Annotated in this window: 25 protein-coding genes; 16 read left to right on the top strand and 9 right to left on the bottom strand. The window is 34.8% G+C overall.

All coding sequences use genetic code 11. The features are described from left to right. The first annotated feature begins 27 nt into the window (after window positions 1–27). The 3 genes from HM983_RS02875 (at window position 28) to msrA (ending at window position 2,750) form a co-directional block, all read left to right on the top strand. Complete coding sequence (locus HM983_RS02875) at window positions 28–1,122, top strand: Nif3-like dinuclear metal center hexameric protein (protein WP_179343882.1); 1,095 nt, start codon at window positions 28–30, stop codon at window positions 1,120–1,122. Window positions 1,123–1,124: 2 nt separating this feature from the next. Further along, entirely contained in the window at window positions 1,125–1,910 is a 786-nt protein-coding gene (locus HM983_RS02870; protein WP_179343881.1) for a zinc ribbon domain-containing protein, read from the top strand. Between the two features lie 171 nt (window positions 1,911–2,081). After that, complete coding sequence (msrA, locus tag HM983_RS02865) at window positions 2,082–2,750, top strand: peptide-methionine (S)-S-oxide reductase MsrA (RefSeq protein ID WP_179343880.1); 669 nt, start codon at window positions 2,082–2,084, stop codon at window positions 2,748–2,750. Window positions 2,751–2,851: 101 nt separating this feature from the next. Here the strand turns inward: msrA and HM983_RS02860 are convergent, their stop codons facing one another. Continuing rightward, entirely contained in the window at window positions 2,852–3,652 is an 801-nt protein-coding gene (locus tag HM983_RS02860) for a class I SAM-dependent methyltransferase (RefSeq protein WP_317166936.1), read from the bottom strand. Between the two features lie 42 nt (window positions 3,653–3,694). On the opposite strand from HM983_RS02860, the gene HM983_RS02855 reads away from it, so the two are divergent. Beyond that, window positions 3,695–4,375, top strand: coding sequence for a hypothetical protein (locus HM983_RS02855; protein ID WP_179343879.1), 681 nt, complete (start codon window positions 3,695–3,697; stop codon window positions 4,373–4,375). 177 nt (window positions 4,376–4,552) lie between these two features. Here HM983_RS02855 and HM983_RS02850 read toward each other — a convergent pair whose 3' ends face one another. Continuing rightward, the gene (locus HM983_RS02850; protein WP_179343878.1) at window positions 4,553–4,972 is read right to left on the bottom strand and encodes a (4Fe-4S)-binding protein; all 420 of its coding nucleotides are present in this window, start codon (window positions 4,970–4,972) and stop codon (window positions 4,553–4,555) included. 108 nt (window positions 4,973–5,080) lie between these two features. Here HM983_RS02850 and kynU point away from each other — a divergent pair, with 108 nt between their 5' ends. From kynU to HM983_RS02805, 9 genes are all read left to right on the top strand, one after another. Then, complete coding sequence (kynU, locus tag HM983_RS02845; RefSeq protein ID WP_179343877.1) at window positions 5,081–6,349, top strand: kynureninase; 1,269 nt, start codon at window positions 5,081–5,083, stop codon at window positions 6,347–6,349. Window positions 6,350–6,422: 73 nt separating this feature from the next. Then, window positions 6,423–7,838 (top strand): FAD-dependent oxidoreductase, encoded by a 1,416-nt coding sequence (locus HM983_RS02840; RefSeq protein ID WP_179343876.1) that lies wholly within the window; start codon window positions 6,423–6,425, stop codon window positions 7,836–7,838. Between the two features lie 85 nt (window positions 7,839–7,923). Further along, window positions 7,924–8,361 carry a RidA family protein gene (locus HM983_RS02835; protein WP_179343875.1) on the top strand — a complete coding sequence of 146 codons (438 nt, stop codon included), beginning with the start codon at window positions 7,924–7,926 and terminating at the stop codon, window positions 8,359–8,361. Next, a complete protein-coding gene (locus HM983_RS02830) occupies window positions 8,361–8,996 on the top strand; it encodes a hypothetical protein (protein WP_179343874.1) in 636 nt (211 codons plus the stop codon). Before HM983_RS02835 ends, HM983_RS02830 begins: the two co-directional genes overlap by 1 nt. After that, on the top strand, window positions 8,993–10,432 hold the full coding sequence (locus HM983_RS02825) for an aldehyde dehydrogenase (RefSeq protein ID WP_179343873.1): 1,440 nt from the start codon (window positions 8,993–8,995) through the stop codon (window positions 10,430–10,432). The genes HM983_RS02830 and HM983_RS02825 overlap by 4 nt, the downstream gene beginning before the upstream one ends. 107 nt (window positions 10,433–10,539) lie before the next feature. Then, a complete protein-coding gene (locus HM983_RS02820) occupies window positions 10,540–11,310 on the top strand; it encodes an SDR family oxidoreductase (protein WP_179343872.1) in 771 nt (256 codons plus the stop codon). A gap of 132 nt (window positions 11,311–11,442) precedes the next feature. Further along, window positions 11,443–11,976 (top strand): 3-hydroxyanthranilate 3,4-dioxygenase, encoded by a 534-nt coding sequence (locus tag HM983_RS02815; protein WP_179343871.1) that lies wholly within the window; start codon window positions 11,443–11,445, stop codon window positions 11,974–11,976. 118 nt (window positions 11,977–12,094) lie between these two features. Beyond that, window positions 12,095–13,177 (top strand): amidohydrolase family protein, encoded by a 1,083-nt coding sequence (locus HM983_RS02810; protein ID WP_179343870.1) that lies wholly within the window; start codon window positions 12,095–12,097, stop codon window positions 13,175–13,177. After that, entirely contained in the window at window positions 13,177–13,818 is a 642-nt protein-coding gene (locus HM983_RS02805; RefSeq protein WP_179343869.1) for an O-methyltransferase, read from the top strand. Before HM983_RS02810 ends, HM983_RS02805 begins: the two co-directional genes overlap by 1 nt. Here the strand turns inward: HM983_RS02805 and HM983_RS02800 are convergent, their stop codons facing one another. The 5 genes from HM983_RS02800 to HM983_RS02780 form a co-directional block, all read right to left on the bottom strand. After that, window positions 13,819–14,109 (bottom strand): Sec-independent protein translocase subunit TatA/TatB, encoded by a 291-nt coding sequence (locus HM983_RS02800; RefSeq protein WP_179343868.1) that lies wholly within the window; start codon window positions 14,107–14,109, stop codon window positions 13,819–13,821. Between the two features lie 163 nt (window positions 14,110–14,272). Beyond that, window positions 14,273–16,576: a M1 family metallopeptidase gene (locus HM983_RS02795; protein ID WP_179343867.1), complete on the bottom strand. Its 2,304-nt coding sequence runs from the start codon at window positions 16,574–16,576 to the stop codon at window positions 14,273–14,275. A gap of 63 nt (window positions 16,577–16,639) precedes the next feature. Continuing rightward, window positions 16,640–17,149, bottom strand: coding sequence for a DUF6702 family protein (locus tag HM983_RS02790; RefSeq protein WP_246277442.1), 510 nt, complete (start codon window positions 17,147–17,149; stop codon window positions 16,640–16,642). Window positions 17,150–17,195: 46 nt separating this feature from the next. Continuing rightward, the gene (locus HM983_RS02785; protein WP_179343866.1) at window positions 17,196–17,993 is read right to left on the bottom strand and encodes a peptidase associated/transthyretin-like domain-containing protein; all 798 of its coding nucleotides are present in this window, start codon (window positions 17,991–17,993) and stop codon (window positions 17,196–17,198) included. Then, a complete protein-coding gene (locus tag HM983_RS02780) occupies window positions 17,980–18,795 on the bottom strand; it encodes a carboxypeptidase-like regulatory domain-containing protein (RefSeq protein ID WP_179343865.1) in 816 nt (271 codons plus the stop codon). The genes HM983_RS02785 and HM983_RS02780 overlap by 14 nt, the downstream gene beginning before the upstream one ends. Before the next feature lie 130 nt (window positions 18,796–18,925). Here HM983_RS02780 and pepE point away from each other — a divergent pair, with 130 nt between their 5' ends. Beyond that, window positions 18,926–19,633, top strand: coding sequence for a dipeptidase PepE (gene pepE, locus HM983_RS02775; protein WP_179343864.1), 708 nt, complete (start codon window positions 18,926–18,928; stop codon window positions 19,631–19,633). 1 nt (window position 19,634) lies between these two features. On the opposite strand, the gene HM983_RS02770 is transcribed toward pepE, so the two are convergent. Together HM983_RS02770 and HM983_RS02765 are read right to left on the bottom strand one after the other, a co-directional pair. Then, entirely contained in the window at window positions 19,635–20,060 is a 426-nt protein-coding gene (locus HM983_RS02770) for a GNAT family N-acetyltransferase (protein WP_179343863.1), read from the bottom strand. A 117-nt stretch (window positions 20,061–20,177) separates the two neighbouring features. Further along, a complete protein-coding gene (locus HM983_RS02765; RefSeq protein ID WP_179343862.1) occupies window positions 20,178–20,573 on the bottom strand; it encodes an ankyrin repeat domain-containing protein in 396 nt (131 codons plus the stop codon). A gap of 264 nt (window positions 20,574–20,837) precedes the next feature. Between HM983_RS02765 and gpmI the strand changes: the two genes are divergently transcribed. Next, window positions 20,838–22,355: a 2,3-bisphosphoglycerate-independent phosphoglycerate mutase gene (gene gpmI, locus HM983_RS02760; RefSeq protein WP_179343861.1), complete on the top strand. Its 1,518-nt coding sequence runs from the start codon at window positions 20,838–20,840 to the stop codon at window positions 22,353–22,355. 40 nt (window positions 22,356–22,395) lie between these two features. Then, complete coding sequence (locus tag HM983_RS02755; protein ID WP_179343860.1) at window positions 22,396–22,803, top strand: BT0820 family HAD-type phosphatase; 408 nt, start codon at window positions 22,396–22,398, stop codon at window positions 22,801–22,803. Window positions 22,804–22,865: the final 62 nt, after the last annotated feature.

Below are 22,865 nucleotides of genomic sequence, written 5' to 3'. Positions count from 1 at the left end.
TATTATTTTTGAAACAAATTAGCACTTATGATAGTACAAGATGTAATCGACCATTTACATGATTTAGCGCCATTAGCCTATGCAGAGGATTTTGACAACGTTGGCCTTTTAGTGGGAGACAAAAAACAAACAGTGTCTGGGGTTTTGGTTACATTAGATACGCTCGAAGCGGTAGTAGATGAAGCCATTAAAAGCAATTGCAATCTTATTGTAAGTTTTCATCCTATTATATTCAAAGGCCTTAAAAAACTAACCGGAAAAACTTATGTAGAACGTGTGGTGATCAAAGCAATTCAAAATAACATTGCTATATTCTCCATTCACACTGCTTTGGACAACGCTCTTAATGGTGTTAACTCTATAATTTGTGACCAACTAGGCCTCAAGAAAAAGTCTATATTAATTCCGCAATCGGGTACAATCAAAAAATTGCAAACTTATGTACCAAAGGAAAATGCCGATAATTTAAGAGAAGCATTATTCAATTCTGGTGCGGGCACCATTGGCAATTACGAATCCTGCAGTTTTAATTTGGAAGGCAAAGGCACATACTTGGGTAACGAAAATTCCAATCCAGTGGTTGGCGAAAAAGGTAAATTGCAGACAGAAGAAGAAACGCTAATTTCAGTGACTTTTAAAAAACATTTGGAATCCCAAATCTTAAATACCTTGTTTAAAGCACATCCATATGAAGAAGTGGCATACGAAATAACCACTTTAGAAAACACCAATCAGCACATAGGTATTGGCATGATTGGCGAGCTTGAAAATGCTATGGACGAAAAAGATTGCTTAGAGTACATAAAAAACAAAATGAATACCGAAGCCATTAGACATTCAAAATTTTTGAATAAGCCTATTAAGAAAATTGCTGTTTTGGGTGGTTCGGGAAGTTTTGCCATTAATGCTGCAAAATCTGCTGGCGCTGAGCTTTTTGTAACTGCAGATCTTAAATATCATGATTTTTTCACAGCTGAAAACAACATCCTTTTAGCAGATATTGGACATTACGAAAGCGAGCAGTTCACAAAAACGTTTTTAGTAGACTATCTCTCGAAAAAAATTACTAATTTTGCAATCATTTTATCAAAGACAAATACAAATCCGGTAAAGTATTTATAATTATGGCAAAAAAAGCTGAAGTTTCTGTCGAAGAACGTTTAAGAGCACTGTATGATTTACAATTAATCGACTCAAGAGTCGATGAAATTAGAAATGTCAGAGGTGAACTTCCTTTAGAGGTAAGAGACTTAGAAGATGAAGTTGAGGGACTCAACAAAAGAATGGATAAGCTAAACGATAGCCTTGCTATTATTGATGATGAGATTAAAGGGAAAAAGAACTTAATTGAAGAAGCAAAAGCTTTAATCAAAAAATACAGTGAGCAGCAAAAGAATGTTAGAAATAACAGAGAATACAACTCATTGACCAAGGAAGTTGAATTTCAAGAATTAGAAATTCAATTGGCTGAGAAGCATATTAAAGAATTTAAGGCGCAGATTGAGCAGAAAAAAGAAGTAATTTCTGAAACTAAAGAGCGTTTAAAAGACCGCAAAGATCACTTGAAACACAAAAAAGGTGAACTGAACGAAATTTTAAAGGAAACTGAAAAGGAAGAAGAAGCGCTTAAAAACGAATCAGAAAAATTTCAAAAGAAAATTGATGATCGTTTAGTAAACGCCTATAATAGAATTAGAAACAACGTAAAAAACGGTCTAGCCGTTGTGCCAATCGAACGTGGTGCTTCAGGTGGTTCGTTTTTTACAATTCCTCCACAAGTGCAAGTAGAGATTGCATCTCGTAAAAAAGTTATTACAGATGAGCACAGTGGACGTATTTTAGTAGATGCTGAATTGGCAGAAGAAGAAAAAACAAAAATGGATAAGTTATTCGCTAAGTTGAGTAAATAATTATTCCTACTTTATAAATATTAGAGCCTTCGCAAATTGTGAAGGCTTTTTTTTTAATAAAATTTTAAACAAATTCGACTTAAGGTTTTGTATTTTATTTCGTCTACTAGAGAAAGAAAAATAAACATCAGGATTTCAATACATGAAATTCTGACTTAAATTTAGGATAAAATGAAAAAATTATTTACAGTAATCTGTGTCGCATTGTTGTTCAGTTGTCATAATTCAGCACAAACAAATAATCCAAAACAACAAGCCGTCATGAATGCAGATCCGGTTGAAGTATCAATGCAAAACGGAATGGCAAAAGCTTATTTTGCGAGTGGCTGCTTTTGGTGTGTCGAAGCTATTTATGAAAGTGTTAAAGGCGTCGAAGAGTCTATAAGCGGTTATGCTGGTGGCCACACAAAAAATCCGACGTACGAATCAAGTAATACTGGTAGAACTGGTCACGCAGAGGCTGTAGAAGTGATTTACAATCCGGATATAGTGAGTTTTGCAACTTTAGTGGATGTATACTTTGGTTCTCAAGACCCAACCCAAGTTAATGGCCAAGGTCCCGATAGAGGGTCCCAGTACCGTTCTATTATTTTTTATCAAAATGATGAGCAGAAGAAAATTATTGAAGAAAAGAAAGCTGCTTTAGCCAACAAACTAGGTGAAGAAGTTGCAGCAGAAGTTTATCCTTTTCAAAAATTTTGGGAAGCAGAAGCTTATCACCAAAATTATGAAAAGCGTAATCCAAATCAAGGGTACATTAGAAATGTTTCAGTCCCAAGACTAAATAGATTTAAGGCTAAATTTCCAGAGTTACTGAAAGAGGAAGCTAAACGACATTAATTTTCTACATCTAATATTTCAAGTGTAGTCGAGAAACCCTAAAGAGTTCAGTATTTAAACTGCATCTCGACTACGCTTAATATAATTCTAAAAAAGACCCACTAAACCTTTAGAGCCTTCACCTCAAAAATCATAGGGAAAAGCTGGTCTTCCATTTTGTACATTCCTGATTTTGTTTGAATCAAATTTGGAAATACGTCATACGGACTCTCGTCATATTCATTTAGATATTCTATTTGCAATCCGGCTTCAATTAGAGCATTGATAACATCAGCAAGTCCGTGGTTCCAGCCATATTCTTTACTCATCATATTAGACGATTGATCTGCATAGGTACCTTTATATTCTTCGTAGATCACGTCTTTTTGGTTGTAATGATATTTCAGTTTTGCTTCACCGTCGGTATAATCAAACATCCATAGAATGGGATGAAATTCTACCATATAAAAGGTTCCTCCTATTTTCAGGCGTTCAGCTATCATTTTGGCCCAAGGCTTTAAATCTGGTAACCATCCAATGACTCCATAACTTGTAAAAACGATATCAAAAGTTGCATCAACATTTTTAGAGGTGTCCAAAACATTACAGCAAATAAATTCGGCATTAAGTTTCAATTCTTCATTAAGTTGTTTTGCCAGCTTTATACCTTCATCACTTAGGTCCACACCAACACAGTTGGCTCCCATCCTACTCCAACTCAAGGTGTCTTGTCCAAAATGGCACTGTAAATGCAATAAAGATTTTCCATTTACCTCGTCAAGAGCTTTTAATTCATAAGGCATCAGTGATGTTTTACCTGCTTTAAACTCAGCCATATTGTACATATCGCTTTTAGCATGAATGGAAACTTTCTTATTCCATGTTTCTTTATTTACCTTAAAATAATTAGTGTTCTCCTGCACGGTTGATTAAATTTACGTGTAAATTTAAAATAACTTTTAAATATGAAACCACTATACCTAAGTTTGCTGTGTTTACTCATGCTCACAGCTTGCAAATCGGAAAAAACCGAAACAGAAATTAAAGAAGAATCTAAGGAACTAACGGTTGCGGAAAAAATTGCTAATGCTCATGGATACGAAAACTGGAAGAATGTTGAAGTAATAAAATTCACATTTCAGGTGGATAGAGACACCATTAAAGGAAAAGGACGTTCTTGGAGTTGGAATCCGAAAATGGATCAAATTAGTATGACGACTGATGAAAACACAGTAACGTACAATAGAAAAGAAATGGATAGCTCTCACATAGGTGCAGACAGAGCTTTTATTAATGATAAGTATTGGGCATTTGTACCATTTCAAATGGTCTGGGATGCATCTGCAACTATCTCACAACCTAAAAAAGCAGAAGCTCCAATTAGTAAAACTGAAATGGATATGATTACAATAACCTATCCAAGTGAAGGCGGCTATACACCAGGAGACGCTTACGATATTTTTTACAATGATGATTATATGATTAAAGAATGGGTGTTCAGGAAAGGTAATTCCCCTGAACCTTCAATGGCAACAACCTTCGAAAATTACAAAGATTATAACGGAATTAAAATTGCAACCGATCATAAAATGGCAGATGGTAATTGGAATTTGAATTTTACTGATGTCGATATTATAATGAAATAAGTGCAACTTACAAATCTTAAAAAAATCTTAAAGTTTAAACCAAAAAAATCCAAATTATATTTGTCAACGTATTTAATATAAATAGAATATTCCGCCTTAGGCGTCCATATATATTCAGAAAGCGCTTCAATTTAATAATTGAAGCGCTTTTTTTTTCACTCTTCAAATTTTAAGTTATTATCCTTTAAAACCAGAGTTGGTATGAGCTCCGTCGCAATAGGGTTTATTGCTAGACGCACCACAACGGCAAAAAGCTGTAGTCTTTTGTTTTGACTCTTCACTACCATCTTTGTGTTTCACTTTTACATCACCGTAAAACACCAACGGTCCATTTTCCATCACCTCTATTCTAGTTTCAAAATTAGTTTTTGGTTTATCCTTATCCCCATTCATATAAGATGTTAATGCACCACTGGGACAAGCTTTTACCTGTTTCACCAATTGGTCATTAGTCGCTGCCTCGATTTTGATCCAAGGTCGGTTATCTGGTTGAAATACGTTTGGCAGCCCCTTAACGCAAATACCGGAATGCACACATTTTTCAGCTTCCCAAACTACCGTAACTTCACCATTACTATACTCTTTGATTTTTCCCACAATTAAGATACTTTTTACTAAAGATAGTCATTTTCAATCAGACTCTTGAGCTTTAAACCTTCACTTATAATCCTTATTTTTGTTAGCAACCTAAAAAACCAATTTAAATTGACCGAATATAAATCAGGATTGGATTTTGCCAAACAGCAAGATACAAATGACCCACTTTCACATTTCAGAAACCAATTTCATATTCCCAAACATTCTGACGGAAGTGATAGTATTTATCTCTGCGGAAATTCTTTAGGACTACAACCAAAAATTACCAAAGATTATATCCACCAAGAATTGAAGGATTGGGCAGAATTAGGTGTGGAAGGCCACGTACATGGTAAAAATCCTTGGCTATCTTATCATGAACTTCTTACAGAAAACATGGCGAACATCGTCGGCGCAAAACCTATTGAGGTTGTTGTCATGAACACCTTGACCACCAACCTTCATTTGATGATGGTGTCGTTTTATAAACCGACGAAAAAACGTTATAAAATATTGATTGAAGGTGATGCTTTTCCTTCAGATAAATATGCAGTAGAATCTCAGTTGCGGCATCATGGTTTTGATGAAAAAGAAGGCTTGCTTCTTTGGAATTCTCAAGAAAACAAAGAATTAGCACAATATGAGGATTTAGAAGCTATTCTCGAAAATCAAGGTGATGAAATTGCGCTTATAATGATTGGTGGCGTTAACTATTATACAGGTCAGTTTTTTGATTTAAAACGGATTACTGAACTCGGTCATAAACATGGCTGCATCGTTGGTTTTGACTGTGCTCACGGCGCAGGAAATGTTGATTTAGATTTACACAATTCAGGAGCCGATTTTGCAATTTGGTGCAGTTATAAATACCTTAATTCCGGACCCGGAAGTTTAAGCGGAGTGTTTGTACATGAACGCCATGCATACAACAAAAGCCTTAATCGATTTACTGGTTGGTGGAGCCATAATAAGGAAACGCGTTTTAAAATGCGTGATGATTTTGATATGTTGCCAGGTGCCGAAGGTTGGCAACTCAGCAATCCACCTATTTTGTCTATGGCTGCAATTAAAGCATCATTAGATATGTTTGCTGAAGCTGGAATGAAAAAAATAATTGAAAAATCAAAAAAACTAACAGGTTACTTTGAATTTCTAATCAATGAAATGGATAATGACAGCATCAAAATAATCACTCCATCAAATCCTAATGAGCGTGGTTGCCAACTATCTATACAGGTAAGAAATACCGACAGAAGTTTACACGATAAATTAACCAAAGCTGGGATTATAAGCGATTGGAGAGAACCGGATGTAATCCGTTGCGCGCCTGTTCCACTATATAATTCGTTTGAAGATGTATACTATATGGTTCAAAGGTTGAAAGAGATTTTAAATTAATCTGTTATTCATGCGAAGACAGGAATTCAGAAAATTAATACAATAAAACACTTATTTCTTAGGAAAGACAAACATGAAGAATCAGCAACAAAACATACTTATTATCGGAGCCGGACTCTGTGGCAGCTTACTAGCCCTTAGGTTAGGACAAAGAGGCTACAATGTTACAGTCTACGAAATGAGACCAGACCTAAGGAAAACGGATATTTCGGCAGGTCGCTCAATCAATTTGGCATTTTCTGACCGAGGTAATAAAGCAATGAAGTTGGTCGGCATTGAAAACAAAGTAAAAGAACTTTGCATTCCCATGAATGGCCGCATGATTCATGATAAAGAGGGTCATACATTTTTATCCAATTACAGTGGACGTGATTATGAATTCATCAATTCTATTTCGCGCCAAGATCTCAACGCTTTGCTTTTGAAAGAAGCCGAAAAACACGATAATGTCTCCATTCATTTTAACAAGAAATGTAAATCTATAGATTTCGAAAACACGACAGCGCTATTTGAGGATTACCATACAAAAGCAGAATTTATTGAAGATGCAGACTGTATCATTGCTACAGACGGAGCCGGATCTGCGCTGAGAAAAAGCTATTATTTGGCAAAGAAATTTTTATTCAGTTTTTCTCAGGTATATTTAACTCATGGTTATAAGGAATTAAGTATTCTTCCAGCAGATAATGGTGGTTACAAAACTTACAAGAATGCTTTGCACATATGGCCAAGAGGTGATTTTATGATTATCGCGCTTCCAAATCTAGATGGCAGTTTTACCGTAACATTGTTTTTAAGTTATGCCGAAGGCGAGTACAACTTTAACAATTTAACTACACCCGAAAAAGTAACGGAATTCTTTAAAAAAGAGTTTCCAGATGCATTAGAATTGATGCCTAACTTGGTTAAAGATTTTTTTGATAATCCAACAGCACCATTAGGCACCGTAAAATGTTCACCATGGCATTATAAGGGTAACACTTTACTTATGGGAGATTCGGCACATGCGATTGTACCTTTTTACGGTCAAGGGATGAATGCCTCCTTTGAAGATGTAGTTGAATTTGACAAAGTTTTAGATGAAAATTTAAACAACTGGGAGGCTATATTTAAAACCTACGAAAAGAAAAGAAAACCAGACACAGATGCCATTGCGGATTTAGCGATTGACAATTTTCATGAAATGAAAGACCATGTTGGGCGGCAAATTTTTCAAGAAAAAAGAAAAATTGAAATGGCATTGGAAAAAGAATTTCCGGAAGACTATTCTTCAAAATATAGTTTGGTTACTTTTAATGAAGATATTGGTTACAGAGAAGCAATGCTAAGGGGTCGTGCTCAGGATAAAGCTATTTTAAATTTGCTCTCAGACAGAGCAATTTCAGCTAAAATAGATATTTACGATAATTCAGAATTAAAAAATATATTAGAAAAAGTAAAAACAGAAACTGAAGCAATCTTAGAAGATGATAGGGTTGCTGGATTATGATGAATTTTTATTTCTGCAAATACAGAAATGAATTATACAATAATCTTTAAAATAAATTACTGCCACGACATAAAAGATAAATAATATGAGTAATAAGAATAACGAGATTACCACTTCTAAAGCAACTAGTGTAACACCGAGAGGAGCATACCCACACGTTAAAAAAGTCGGCGATTTTATTTTTGTTTCAGGCACCAGTTCGCGAAGACCAGATAACACTATCGCTGGTGTTGATATTATTGACAATATGGGAACTAAAAAACTAAACGCATATACTCAAACTCAAGAAGTCTTAAAAAATATCGACAAGAATCTTCACAACGTTGGAGCAAGCTTAAAAGATGTCGTCGACGTCACCTCTTTTTTGGTTAATATGAATGATTTTGCAGATTACAATAAAGCTTACGCTGAGTTTTTTGACAAAGAAACAGGGCCAACGAGAACAACGGTTGCCGTGCATCAATTACCTCATCCTGATTTGGTGGTTGAAATTAAAGTTATGGCTTACAAAAAAAGCCAATAATGATTAAATTCTTTAGACAAATAAGACATTCATTAATTACTGAAAGTAGGTTTGGTAAGTATCTCTTATATGCCATCGGAGAAATAATATTAGTTTTTATTGGCATATTTATGGCGCTTCAATTTAACAATTGGAACGAAGAAAAAAAGATTAAAAAAAACATCGCAACTACGCTAAACTTATTGAAAGACGAAATAAAAACTAATAAAAAGAGCATTTTAAGTGTAAAGGATTACCATATAATGATTAAAGATACTCTTCCAAAAATTGATATGTCTAAAAATGAAAAAGATATCAAAAAAGCATTAGGATTTTGGAGCGGTATGAGAACACCACGATTGAGAGATGCAGCATTTCAAACTAGTATTCAGTCTGGTGTAAGCAAAGAATTTAATCCTGTTCTATTAAATTCTTTAAATAATTTATATACATACCAAGAAAGCTATAACGAATTTACGTCACAATCAACTCAAATATTCTTTAATACTGATTTAACGGATCCTAAAAGTTTTGGTAAAATCTTGGCTTCAGTTCAGATAATGATGAATGATTTATTTTATTATGAAAGAGAATTGACTGAGTCTTATGATTTTTGCTTAAAACAAATAGATTCTCTATATAAAATAGCCTTGTGAAAATCCAAAATTACATAAACGGAAACTTCGAAAATCCAATTGAAAATAATTGGTTAGACAACTATAATCCTTCCAACGGAGAAGTTTATGGGCTAATCCCTAACTCATCCAAGGAAGATGTAGAAAAAGCATACGAGTCAGCAAAGTCAGCTTTTTTGGAGTGGAGTAAAACCACATTAGAAGAGCGCAGCAGAATACTAATAAAAATTTCAGAATTATTGGAAGATAACTTGCAAAGTTTTGCAGAAGCTGAAAGTAAAGACAATGGCAAACCAGTAAGCTTAGCTAAAACAGTAGATATTCCAAGAGCAGCGAGTAATTTTAGATTTTTTGGAAATGCAATTACCCAATTTGCCAGTGAAAGCCACGAAAGCGTAGGCCAGAATGCCATCAATTATACTCTTAGACAACCTATAGGAGTTGTTGGTTGTATTAGCCCGTGGAACCTTCCTCTTTATCTATTTACTTGGAAAATTGCTCCAGCTTTGGCTGCAGGTAACTGTGTAGTTGCTAAACCAAGTGAAATTACACCAATGACAGCATATCTATTGAGTGAAATTTGCAATAAAGCGGCTTTACCAAAAGGTGTGTTAAATATAGTTCATGGCTTAGGAAAATCAACGGGCCAAGCAATTGTTGAACATCCCGAAATTAAAGCAATCAGTTTTACTGGCGGAACAGCAACAGGAGCGCATATTGCTAAAGTAGCTGCACCGATGTTCAAAAAGTTATCGCTAGAACTCGGAGGAAAGAACCCAAATATCATTTTCGCAGATTGTGGTTATGATGAAATGTTGCATACAACGGTTCGCTCTTCTTTTGCAAATCAAGGTCAAATCTGCCTTTGTGGAAGTCGTATTTTTGTTGAAGCTTCGATGTATGAAAAATTCAAAAAAGACTTTGTGCAAAAAGTGCAAGCTCTAAAAGTTGGGCATCCATCAGACGAAAACACAAATATTGGAGCTTTAGTTTCAAAATCACATCTCGAAAAAGTGATGGATTATATCGAGATCGGTAAAAATGAAGGAGGGAAAATTTTATGTGGAGGAAACAAGGTTACGGTCAAAGGATTCGAAAATGGTTATTATTTAGAGCCAACTGTGATGGAAATAAGATCTGACGAATGCAGAGTTAACCAAGAAGAAATTTTTGGACCAGTCGTTACTATAATGCCGTTCAATTCTGAAGATGAAGCACTTCAAATGGCCAACAAAGTAAAATACGGGCTTTCAGCAACACTTTGGACTAACGATTTAAAACGTACTATGAGAATGAGCAACCAATTGCAAGCTGGTATTGTTTGGGTCAATACCTGGATGATGCGAGACTTACGCACCCCTTTTGGTGGAGTAAAGGCTTCAGGCGTTGGCCGCGAAGGTGGGTTTGAAGCTTTGCGCTTTTTCACTGAGGCCAAGAATGTTTGTATAAAATACTGACGAAGATGCGCCCTGCTGAAGTTGCTTTTGCTGATTTTATTTAAGAACTTCAGCATATCATAAAAAATATTAACCTTAAAAAAATTTCTACCTACACAGATAACATTATGGATTTAAAACTCAACAACAAAAACGCATTAGTATGCGGAAGCACCCAAGGTATTGGCAAAGCAACAGCATTGGCATTGGCTGAAGAAGGTGTAAACGTAACATTACTATCTAGAAACGAAGATAAATTAAAGCAGGTATTATCAGAATTACCTCAGCATCGTAATCACAATTACATCGTTGCAGATTTTAGCAATCCAGATGATTTACAAGACAAAATGAAAAGCAAAGGAGAGTTTCATATTCTTGTTAATAATACTGGTGGGCCAAAAAGCGGAATGATAGAATCTGCTTCAACCGACGACTTTATAAATGCTTTCAAGATGCATGTGGTTTGTAATCAAATTTTAGCACAAGCATGTTTGCCTTTTATGAAATCTGAAAAATACGGACGAATAATTAATGTGATTTCGACTTCTGTAAAAGAGCCTATTCCTGGATTAGGAGTTAGCAACACTATAAGAAATGCAGTTGCCAACTGGGCAAAAACATTATCTGTAGAAGTAGGATCACTAGGTATTACCGTAAATAATGTATTGCCTGGATTTACAAATACAGCTCGTTTGGACCAAATTATTAAAGTTAAAGCTGAGCGTGAAGGTACATCAGAAAAAGAAATGGAAAGCATTATGAAAAATTATGTACCGGCCAAACGTTTTGCGCAACCAGAAGAGACAGCTAATACTATTACATTTTTAGCGAGTGAGTGTGCGGCATATATCAACGGAATTAATCTTCCTGTTGATGGAGGACGAACAAAATCTTTGTAACTTTATAACTAACATTTAAAATGTCACAAGGAAGCGTCACATTAAGTTTTCTAGTAAAGAATGATGAAGTAATCTCTCAATACTTGAGATAGCCAATGTTGAAGTTTCAAAATGACAAAAAACGACAAAGTCATGAGTAAATTATTTCCACCCATAAATTTCAAAGCCTGGATCGAAGAGAACCGTCACTTATTAAAACCACCCGTTGGTAATAAAGTGGTATGGAAAAATGGCGATTTTATAGTCATGGTTGTTGGAGGCCCTAACAGCCGAAAAGATTATCATTATAATGAGACACCTGAATTTTTCTATCAAGTTGAAGGAGATATAGTTTTAAAAGTGATTGAAGATGGTGAGCCAAAAGACATCCATATCAAAGAAGGTGACATTTTTCTACTGCCACCAAAAGTGCCTCACTCTCCTCAGAGAGGTGCCAATACTGTGGGACTTGTTATTGAGTACCCAAGAGAAGAAGGTGTTAAAGATGCATTAGTGTGGTTTTGCGAAAATTGTACCACTAAACTTTATGAAGAAGATTTTACCTTAGATAATATCGAAACAGACATGCCTAAGATTTTCGATAAATATTATGGTGATAAAGACAAACGGAAATGTCCAAATTGTGGAGAGGTGATGCAACCTCCAAAAAAGGTTAAAATTGACTAGTATTGTCATTCCTGCAAAAACAGGAATCCATAAAACTTACAATTATTCAATTGAGAATAGATTCCTGCCTTGGCAGGAATGACAAAAAGAGATGCTTAGACTGCATACAGCATAACATATGAAAAATAAATTAAGAATAAACGGTCACTCTCACTTACTACCCTATCCTGAGGATATACCTCAGTTTATGAAAGATAAAGGCATTTTTTGGGTCGATAAAGACCGTAAATATATGCTACAAAAAGATTGGAACCGACCAATAACCGATTCGAGCTTTTTCTTAAATGAAAAGCTCGCTTGGATGGAACGCTTTAAAATTGACCATGCTGTTGTGTTGAATTTATCTCAACTATATGGCAATGGTCTTCGTGTAGAGGAAATGAAGCAAGCATTAAGATTTCAGAATGATTTTAATGCTAAAATTCAGCGTGAAAATCCGAGCAAATTCACATGTGGTTTTGTAGTTCATCCAGGATTTGTGAGGGGAGCATGCTGGGAAATCGAGCGTTGTGTCGAGGAATTAGGTATGCAATTGCTTTGTTTACCAACCCATTACATGGATACTATTGGTACATGGCGCTGTATTTTTGATGAAGAAAACGAGCCTATTTTTGAACTGGCTAATAAATACAATCTTGCTGTTGAAATTCATCCTTATGATGGAGAAAAATTCATAAAGCTCGAAAATACGTCTTGGCGTTTTCATCTCATTTGGATGTTGGCTCAATGTGCAGATGCGTATCATTTTTTGACTTTAAACGGTTATCAAGACAAATATCCTAACATGAGAACTTGCTTTGCACATGGAGGACAATTAGCACAAATTAATCTTGGTCGACGTATCCAAGGATTCGATGGCCGTCCAGATTTATTTGAGGGTAAAAGCCATCCAAGAAAAGCAGTAGGCCACAGAAATATATTTTTTGACACCTTAGTTCATGACACCGGAGGATTAGAACTACTAATTAAGAATCAAGGTTCTAAACAAGTTTTAATGGGTTTAGACGATCCTTACCCTTTAGGAGAAATGGAAAGCGAAAAACAATCATCTTATCCAGGAAAGATTCTCGATTTGGCCATAGAAAGAAATATTATTAGCGAGACTGAACGTGATGCCATTTGGGAAGATAATGTGATTCAGTGGCTTTGTGGCGATGATCAAACTGCAAAAGACAAATTATTAAAACGAATTTTGTCATAATGCATTTTCTACCCGAAAAACTGGATAATTACATTGTTGAACATTCTGAAAAAGAACCAGAACTGCTTCAACAGCTTACTCGAGAAACCTACCAAAAAGTACTACAACCTATTATGCTCAGCGGACCTTATCAAGGGCGTGTTTTGAGCATGATTTCAAAATTAATCCAGCCAAAAACAATTTTAGAATTAGGTACATTTACAGGTTATTCCACACTGTGTTTAGCTGAAGGATTACACGTAGATGGGATAATTCACACAATAGATATAAATGAAGAGCTGGTAGACTTTCAAAGAAAATATTTTAATAAGTCTCAGTACGGTCACCAAATTAATCAACACACTGGTAATGCTTTAGAAATTATTCCGCTATTGGATATGAATTTTGATTTGGTATTTATTGATGCAGATAAACCCAATTACAGTAACTACTTCCATTTGATTATAGATAAACTGGAACCTGCCGGTATCATAGTATCAGATAATGTATTGTGGCACGGTAAAGTGGTTGAACAATTAAACAGTAAAGATCAATCTACCAAAGCAGTTTTAGATTATAATACTTTACTTAAAACTGATGATAGGATTGAAACAGTCGTGTTACCAATTAGAGATGGCTTGACCATAAGCCGGAAAAAATAATTACATATCCCGCTTTAGGGAACCTGTAAAATCTTCAAGATCGTCTTTAACCTTCTTTAATTCTTCGTTCACGCTTTTTGTGACTTCGGTGTCAATCACATTATTTTCTTTGGCGCTTTTGGTCACTTCATGTTTAATATCATTGGTCGCATCTTTAAGTTGACGCATCCCTTTTCCTAGGCCTCTTGCGATTTCCGGAATTTTATCTGCACCAAAAACCATTACCACTATAAATAGGATAAAGATGAGCTCAGTGCCACCGATGAATAGAAATGTTGTTAACTGTATCACGATGCAAATATAATTAGTTTGAAATTGAAATTATCTAACATTAACTTAATAATATTAATTAAGTATTTCTTTAAATTGTATTAATTCAAATATTGATATTACAAAAATTTCAAAAAAAAAGCCGACTATTAAAGTCGGCTTATATTATTTTATACTTAAAAACTTAATCTTTAATTGTGTTTTTAAACTTATCAAATTCACTCTCTGTGGCTTCACGAGGCCAAGAATTATTTGAAGTATCAACATCCGCTGTCTCTAAATCTGGATCAACAACGACAGAAACAAGTTCTTTTTCGCTTGCAATATTTTTGCTTACCTCTTGGTCATTCAACCTCCAAACTTGTGCAGGATAAGTGATTTTCTCTTTAGTACCATCTGCGTAGGTATATTCTACAATTAATGGCATTACCAATCCTCCTGGTTTATTGAAAGTAATATTGTAAAAATACTTTGGCGACTTCAACTTTTTACGTTCCTCTGGTGTAAAATTATCCATTACATATTCATTGAGCGTTGTAGTATTTTCCATGAGGTCTCCACCTTTCATATTCTCATTATAATCTTCACTGCCTTCTTCAACAAAATATACTAAAGGTGGTAAATCATCAACTGAACGGCCTTGAGCTTCTATTTGCTTTTTAACTGCTGCTGTAGGCGTACTAGACACCTGATATTTCTTTACCTCTTTTACACCAATATCTGTGTAATCTGTGGTGTAAAACCATCCTCTCCAAAACCAATCTAAATCTACTGCAGAAGCGTCTTCCATGGTACGGAAAAAATCTTCTGGTGTTGGGTGTTTAAACATCCAACGATTAGAATACTCTCTAAAGGCATAGTCAAAAAGATCACGACCCATAATGGTTTCTCTCAAAATATTCAGTCCTGTTGCTGGTTTGGCGTATGCATTATTACCGAATTGGTAGGTGTTTAATCCTTTTGTCATAATAGGCATTATGAAATCTTGGTCTCCACCCATATACCTTACTATATTTTGAGCAGGACCTCTTCTGGAAGGGTAAGTTTTATCATCTGGCGAAAGTGCTTTTGGATACCATTCTCCAAAATCTTGTTCTGCAACGTATTGCACAAACGTGTTTAGACCTTCGTCCATCCACGTCCACTGGCGCTCATCACTATTTACAATCATTGGAAAAAAGTTATGACCTACCTCATGGATGATAACACTGATCATTCCGTATTTAGTCCTATCTGAATAATTTCCTTCTGCATCAGGACGACCAAAATTGAAACAAATCATAGGGTATTCCATACCCATTGGTGCATGTACTGAAATGGCTTTGTGGTAAGGATAATCGAACGTCATACGAGAATAAGACTTCAAAGTACTTGCCACTGCTTTGGTAGACCACTGTTCCCATAAAGGGTTACCTTCTTTTGAGTACATAGAAACTGCCATGACATCTTTGTCGCCAACTTTAACAGCCATCATATCCCAAAGAAATTTACGTGATGTAGCAAAACCGAAATCACGAACCATTTGTGCAGAAAGCTTCCAAGTTTTCTTATCCTTGCTTTTTGTTTTTTCAGCTTTTTCAGCTTCAGCTTGTGTTACAATCATTACTGGCTCATCGTAAGATTTTTTTGCCTTCTCATAACGTTTCATCATATCTGAAGTAAACACCTCTTTTCTATTTGTTAAGTAGCCAGTACCATCCAAAATATGGTCAGCAGGCACTGTAATGTTCACATCAAAATCACCAAATGGTAAAGCAAATTCATCGCGTCCCCAAAATTGTGAATTTTGCCAACCTTCTACATCATTATAAACAGCCATACGTGGGTAAAACTGTGCCATAACGTAAATTTTATTATCGTTTTCCTCGAAATATTCATACCCAGAACGACCACCTTCTGTCACATGATTATTGATGTTGTAATTCCATTTAATTTTGAAAGAAAATTTATCACCTGTTTTCATTGGTTTAGGCAATTCTACTCGCATCATAGTTCTATTGATCATATGAGGCAAATCTTTTCCGTTTACATCTTTTACGTGTTCTATATTAAACCCTCTGTCTAAAGGCTCTTTAAGATAGCTATTTGTAAAACTACTTGGATAGGTAGCTTCTTGTGGTCTTTCATTATTGATTAATGGAGTTTTAGAATCCTCAGCTCTCATATTTTGGTCCAACTGTACCCAAAGATATTTTAACTCATCTGGTGAGTTGTTTGTATATGTGATGGTTTCGTTACCAAACAGTCTGGCATTGTCGTCATCGATTTCAATATCCATTTTGTAATCTGCTTGCTGCTGATAATAAGCTGGTCCCGGTGCACCAGAACCTGTTCTAAACATATTTGGTGTAGCAAATTCATCATACAATTGTTTAAATTTGTTTTCGTTGGTGTGACCTGGTTTACGCTCTGGTTTTACCTCGTCTTGGGCAAATGCGCTCACTGACACAAACATAATGGCGCATAAGTAATACTTAAGAATTTTCATAATTGATTTTAGTGTTATTAAATGATGCCTAAAATAGCGATTTTAGGCGGTTATAGACTTGTTTTAATCAAAATTTAACAAGCAACTATCTTTAGAAGGTGTAAGTAAAAAACTTTTATTTTTATTCTTTAATTTTAGTCTAACAATATTCTGTTGGTCTGGAAAAACGTCAAATAAAACCTTATTGACTACATGAATTGAATTAATTTGTGAAACATTTTCAATTTCTAAATAACAATAGGTAATATCGTCTTTGTATTCTCTACCAATAAATTTAAAATTTAAAGACTTCCCATTAACTTTTAATTTGAGTTTATCTGACAAATATCGGCTCATATATTCTTCCACCAATTTGTTTTCATCTTTTGAATCTAAAGTAATTGTTTCGTCATAGCGTTCTCGAAGGAGCTTTTCAAAATCGTCAATAAAAATTTGGCTGATAATCTGAAGAGACTGCGCTTTTTTTGAATATTCTACTTTTGTGACACTCACATAATATTCATGTTTCACGCTGGTAGATATTAATAACGAAAACATTAAAAATGCAAATAAAAAATGTAGTGGCTTCATCATAATTAAGTAAGTGAGTTTTCTGTAGCTTTCAAAAAGTATTCCAAATTTAGTCTTTTGTAAATTCCTTTCTGTTTTCTTTATAAGCTATAAGTTTTGATTTTAGGAATTCAATAGATTTAAGATCATTATTTCTTTCACAAAGTAGCTCAAATGCAGGATCTTCCTCGCAGAACATGAAATATTCATTTTTAAGATGCTCTGCCAAACTATCCTTTTCGAAGATAATTTCGGCATATTCTCTCCTTAACCTTGTGATGCACTTGTTTCTATTGTCCAATTCTACGATTTCTCGAAGTTTTTTGGTGCGGCCGCTCACTCGATTTAATAATTTGTGAAAATTGAGACTGAAGCCTAAACCAATCGCACCCCAATCTTGTCCATCAGCATCATGTAACTTTTGCTCATTTTGTGTTAACGGCTTTTTTACGTTTCCAAGAATTCCTAAATCGTAGAAATTTATTTCGGTTTCAGCATCGGAATTTTCAAGGTCAGACTCCAAACTACCCGTTAATAATTTACCGATAACAACTTGGTTAAGTTGATTGATTTTTTCAGTTAGCTGCACTGAGAAGCTACCTAGTTCTACCATGGATTTAATGATAATGACTTCTTTGATTTCATATTTTAAACCCGAAATGGTAAGAGTGTCGAATGCTTTTGCAGGAATTAAAAAACTGCCATCCTCATTTGAAATGGCATATTTAGCAGCCGTTTTGTTCAAAATGTGAATTCCTTCTACATCGTCATCGGCAATTAGTTGACCTCTAAGTTCTTTGCGCTGAGCATTTAGCACACACGAACAAATCACAACCAAAAACAGTACAATATAATTACTCTTTTTCACCTCTGTTTTTCAAGAACTCTTTGCTGAGATTATTAATTCGTTCTAAAAACTGCACTTCATTGCCGTTATTTAAAAGCGTCTTGTCTATGCCTTTTGCCTCAACATAATCTATGAAAGCACCATATTGTTTGGTAGGTACGTTAAAGTTAGTTGCCATATAGTCAGCTCCATATGTATCTATTTTTTCTTGAACTGGTGTTTTTGGAACCGCTTTTTCTGCCTCTGTAAGCTCAGTATCGGATTCTTTATCTTTTTTAGACCAAAACAATTTTGCAAGATTTACAAAATCTAACATATTTCGAACTTCTGGCTGATATTCCCTAAAAGCAGCATTATCAGGTTTGGATTTATAATCTGCGGAAAACTCAAAGTCATCGATATTATTTAAACCAAAATAAATCGCATCTAAACTGGCATTATACGTCCTTACGTTATCTAAATCTACGTTAAGATTTCCCGTTAATCCAAATGGCAATAGTACCACTTCATCTAATTTATTCACTTCCTCCACCAAAATTACCGTCATGGTTTTGGTTCTCACAACCTGCTCGGTTACAGTGACTGTGAAATTTTTAAATTGGAGCGCACCAAATTCCACCTCATCATTAACCGCTACATTAATTTCAAAATTTCCGTTTTTGTCTGTAACAGTACCTTTGTTCGAAGAAGTATTATAAACGGTTACGCCTTCCTTATCCTCGGAAGACACAATTATTTTACCGTTGACCTTAGTCCGTTGAACGTCCTGACCAAAAGTGATTATTGTAAAAAGGCTAAAAAGTAATAGTGCTGTATATTTCATAGAATTGGTTATAAGTATTAAATTTCGTATTTATAATTTTAAACTCATAGGAAAACGCTTGTAAATTTATGTTAAATAAGAGTAACAACAATCTATGAGGGATTAAATTGAATATTTAAAACTTACCATTTTGAAATCATTAATTATAGCGAGTACTTCAACCATTCACGGAAGTGGCTATTTAGAATATTTACTCGAAGAACTTAAAATCCATTTTGAATCTGTAAATGAAATTTTATTTGTACCCTACGCCAGACCAAGTGGAATTTCTCACGATGAGTACACCGAAAAGGCTAAAGAAGCTTTTGCAAAAATTGATAAAAAGGTAAAAGGACTACACGAGTTTAAAAATCCCGTTGAGGCCATAAAAAACGCTAAAGGAATTTTTGTGGGTGGTGGCAACACTTTTGTGCTTGTAAATGAAATCTATAGAAACGCTATATTAGAATCGATAAGAGCAGTCGTTTTATCAGGAACGCCTTATTTAGGAACAAGCGCAGGCAGTAATATTTGCGGACTCACGATGAATACAACCAACGACATGCCCATTGTATATCCTCCAAGTTTTAAAACCTTGGGTTTGGTGCCATTTAATATTAATCCGCATTATTTAGACCCAAGTCCCAATAGCACACACATGGGAGAAACTCGGGAAATGCGTATAAAAGAATTTCATACTTACAATACGCAACCGGTTATTGGATTGCGCGAAGGCAGTTGGATAAAGGTTAAAGAAAATGAAATAAGTTTGAAAGGAAAACTGGATGCCAGAATTTTTGAATATAGAAAAGCAGCATATGAAGTTGAAACAAATTCAGATTTAAGCTTTTTGAAATAAGCTATAATTGCTTCAAAAAATGATAGCCCCAAATTTCAAAATCCTCGTTGTAATAAAATTTATGTGAAGGATAATTTTGAACATATGTGTTCAATTCAGCAGAATTACATCCTTTTTCTTTAACATAATCATAAAGCCAGCTCATAAATTTTTTGCCCAATCCACCACCTCTGTTTTCAGGCTTGATAAATACATGATCAAATTCTACAGATTTTCCCATATAATGCCTTGTGCAAAACCACATCCCAGAAATACCAATTAATTCATCGTTTTCAAAAATACCGGCACACTCGTAATTTTGATTTCTCATTTCATCAAATCGAGATTTCAAGATTTTTTTGCTCACTTTTCCATTGTTGAGATCATAAACCAGTGGTATAATCAAGTCTAAATTTGAGTTTGGGATAATCTTGAAGGTGAATGCCATTAGAACAAAAAATTGAAAGCTAAAAATATATCTTTATTTAGATTTTATGTAAACAAAAATGCGACTTTTAAAAAAAGACGCATTTTTTGACTAACTAACTCAAATAATTGCCTACTCCTAGACAGTTTTCTTTTTAAATCTTTTTAAGAAATTTTCGGCATCTGTTGCCTTAGATTGCTTTGCATGTGTCAATGGTGTATATCCCTTATCGCAAAGTTCGTGTACTTCGGCTCCAGCTGTGAGTAATGCTCTAATAATCTTTACGCGATTATATTTAGCTGCATAATGGATAGGTGCCATACCTTCAGATTTTTCATTAACTTTTACTCCAGCTTTTATAAGTCTGTTTACTTCTTCTAAATCCCCAAATGCAATTGCTTTACATAATGGTGAAACCTCTACATTGTTTAGTACGATTTCGTCTACTTTAGAAGTTAAAAGGTCGTTTGTTGCATTTAAATTTCCGATTGAAAGGCCCAATGCTAGAGCTAAGATTACTGCTGTTTTTTTCATGATGAATGATGTTTAAATTAATTGATTTGATTTTTGATTACATTAAAGAGACGACTTATTTTTAAAAGTGTTACACCGTAAAATCCTAAATAACATTTATTTAACGCTTTGAAAACAAATATGTTAACACCATCACAAAAACTCAATTTTAATTAACATTCTTATCATTCAGGTTTAAAAATTAGATAAACTCGTAATATTTTTAGTGTTCAAAAGTGTTATCCTATTGGATATATTATATTTGAAATTACTAAAGCAAAACACATGAACAAAAAAGTCATCCTTATGATTTTAGACGGTTGGGGAACATCACCCGACCCGAAAGTCTCTGCCATAGACCACGCCAAAACCCCATTTATAGATTCGTTATACTCAAAATTCCCTAATGCAAGTTTAAGAACTGATGGATTGCATGTTGGTTTGCCCGAAGGACAAATGGGAAACAGTGAAGTTGGTCATATAAATCTGGGAGCCGGAAGAATTGTATATCAGGATCTGGCAAAGATTAACCTTGCCGTAGCTAATAAAACTTTGAGAGAGGAAGTAGTGATTAAAAACGCCTTTAGGTATGCAAAAGAAAACAATAAAAAAGTTCATCTTTTAGGTTTGGTAAGTGATGGCGGAGTACACTCTCATATCAATCACCTATATGGACTGTTGGATGCGGCTAAAGAGTTTGGCTTGAGTGATGTATTTGTTCATGCCTTTACAGATGGCAGGGATGTAGATCCAAAATCTGGACTGGGATTCATCAAAAATCTCAAATCATATATGGATAATACCACAGGTAAATTAGCATCTGTTACCGGAAGGTATTACGCTATGGATAGAGATAACCGCTGGGAACGTATTAAATTGGCTTATGATGCTATAGTTAATGGAGAAGGTTCACACACCTCTGATGTGTTACAATCCATTCAGGATAATTATAACGCAGATGTTACGGACGAATTTATAAGGCCTCTAGTTTCCGTTGATCACAACAATATTCCACTTGCTACGGTTGAAGAAAATGACGTTGTGATATTTTTCAACTTTAGGACTGATAGAGGACGCCAGCTAACAGAAGCTTTATCGCAATTGGATTTTCATGAATACAACATGCACAAATTAAATTTGCATTATGTGACCATGACTAGTTATGACGAACGCTTTGCAGGAATAAACGTTGTCTTTACCAAAGACAATCTTACCGATACTTTAGGTGAAGTCCTCTCAAAACATAATAAAAAACAAATTAGAATTGCAGAAACAGAAAAGTATCCCCATGTTACTTTTTTCTTTTCAGGAGGACAGGAAAAACCTTTTAAGGGTGAAACTAGAATTTTAAGAAATTCCCCAAAAGTAGCCACATATGACCTCAAGCCAGAAATGAGCGCATTTGAATTACGAGATGCACTAATACCAGAATTGGAGCATGGCGAAGTAGATTTTGTATGCTTAAATTTTGCCAATGGAGATATGGTAGGACACACAGGTGTAATGTCTGCTGCCATAGCCGCTTGCGAAGCCGTAGACACATGTGTAAAAGATGTAATTACAGTTGCTCTGGAAAATGACTACAGCACTATACTCATAGCAGATCATGGTAATTGTGAAACAATGATAAATCCTGATGGATCACCTAATACGGCACACACCACCAATCCCGTTCCAATAATTTTGATTGATAAAGATATAAAAACCGTTAAGGATGGGGTATTGGGTGATATTGCTCCTACGATATTAAAAATGATAGGGTTATCGCAACCTGAAGCTATGACTCAACATAGTCTTGTATAAATAGGTAATTTAGTACCTTTGCCCTTAATTGAATGATAGCATGAATTTTCAAGACCGATTAATAATAGCAGTAGATTTTGATGGTACCATTGTAGAAGATGCCTATCCCAAGATAGGAAAGACACGAATCTTTGCATTTGAAACATTAAAACGACTTCAGAGCGATGGCCATAGACTAATTTTGTGGACATACCGAAGTGGTACTAAACTCGAAGAAGCCATAGATTTTTGTAAAGAAAACGGTATAGAATTCTATGCGGTCAACGCAAGTTTCCCAGAAGAAAAATTTGATTATACAAGAAGTCGAAAAATCCATGCAGATATTTTTATAGATGATAGAAATATTGGAGGCATTCTTGGTTGGGGTGAAATATATCAGATGATTACTAAAGAAGAGCCAAATCTCAGCAAAGCCAAAAAGGGTGGTTTGTTCGGTTGGTTAAAGTGAAATCTTAACATCCATTCAAAACCATATTAAGAATAGCATTTTGCATTAATTGGCTATCTTTG

The sequence above is a fragment of the Winogradskyella ursingii genome, from assembly GCF_013403975.1.
Lineage (GTDB): Bacteria > Bacteroidota > Bacteroidia > Flavobacteriales > Flavobacteriaceae > Winogradskyella > Winogradskyella ursingii.
Note: the sequence above shows the minus strand (reverse complement) of the source record. Positions and strands in the feature narration are given on the sequence as shown.

Coding starts and splice junctions, on each gene's coding strand:
- HM983_RS02795 (WP_179343867.1), bottom strand. CDS start 16,576: ATGAAAATTCTTAAGTATTACTTATGCGCCATTATGTTTGTGTCAGTG.
- HM983_RS02840 (WP_179343876.1), top strand. CDS start 6,423: ATGAAGAATCAGCAACAAAACATACTTATTATCGGAGCCGGACTCTGT.
- HM983_RS02755 (WP_179343860.1), top strand. CDS start 22,396: ATGAATTTTCAAGACCGATTAATAATAGCAGTAGATTTTGATGGTACC.
- HM983_RS02805 (WP_179343869.1), top strand. CDS start 13,177: ATGCATTTTCTACCCGAAAAACTGGATAATTACATTGTTGAACATTCT.
- HM983_RS02770 (WP_179343863.1), bottom strand. CDS start 20,060: ATGGCATTCACCTTCAAGATTATCCCAAACTCAAATTTAGACTTGATT.
- HM983_RS02875 (WP_179343882.1), top strand. CDS start 28: ATGATAGTACAAGATGTAATCGACCATTTACATGATTTAGCGCCATTA.
- HM983_RS02815 (WP_179343871.1), top strand. CDS start 11,443: ATGAGTAAATTATTTCCACCCATAAATTTCAAAGCCTGGATCGAAGAG.
- HM983_RS02820 (WP_179343872.1), top strand. CDS start 10,540: ATGGATTTAAAACTCAACAACAAAAACGCATTAGTATGCGGAAGCACC.
- msrA (WP_179343880.1), top strand. CDS start 2,082: ATGAAAAAATTATTTACAGTAATCTGTGTCGCATTGTTGTTCAGTTGT.
- HM983_RS02780 (WP_179343865.1), bottom strand. CDS start 18,795: ATGAAATATACAGCACTATTACTTTTTAGCCTTTTTACAATAATCACT.
- HM983_RS02835 (WP_179343875.1), top strand. CDS start 7,924: ATGAGTAATAAGAATAACGAGATTACCACTTCTAAAGCAACTAGTGTA.
- HM983_RS02765 (WP_179343862.1), bottom strand. CDS start 20,573: ATGAAAAAAACAGCAGTAATCTTAGCTCTAGCATTGGGCCTTTCAATC.
- HM983_RS02810 (WP_179343870.1), top strand. CDS start 12,095: ATGAAAAATAAATTAAGAATAAACGGTCACTCTCACTTACTACCCTAT.
- HM983_RS02830 (WP_179343874.1), top strand. CDS start 8,361: ATGATTAAATTCTTTAGACAAATAAGACATTCATTAATTACTGAAAGT.
- HM983_RS02870 (WP_179343881.1), top strand. CDS start 1,125: ATGGCAAAAAAAGCTGAAGTTTCTGTCGAAGAACGTTTAAGAGCACTG.
- gpmI (WP_179343861.1), top strand. CDS start 20,838: ATGAACAAAAAAGTCATCCTTATGATTTTAGACGGTTGGGGAACATCA.
- HM983_RS02790 (WP_246277442.1), bottom strand. CDS start 17,149: ATGATGAAGCCACTACATTTTTTATTTGCATTTTTAATGTTTTCGTTA.
- HM983_RS02855 (WP_179343879.1), top strand. CDS start 3,695: ATGAAACCACTATACCTAAGTTTGCTGTGTTTACTCATGCTCACAGCT.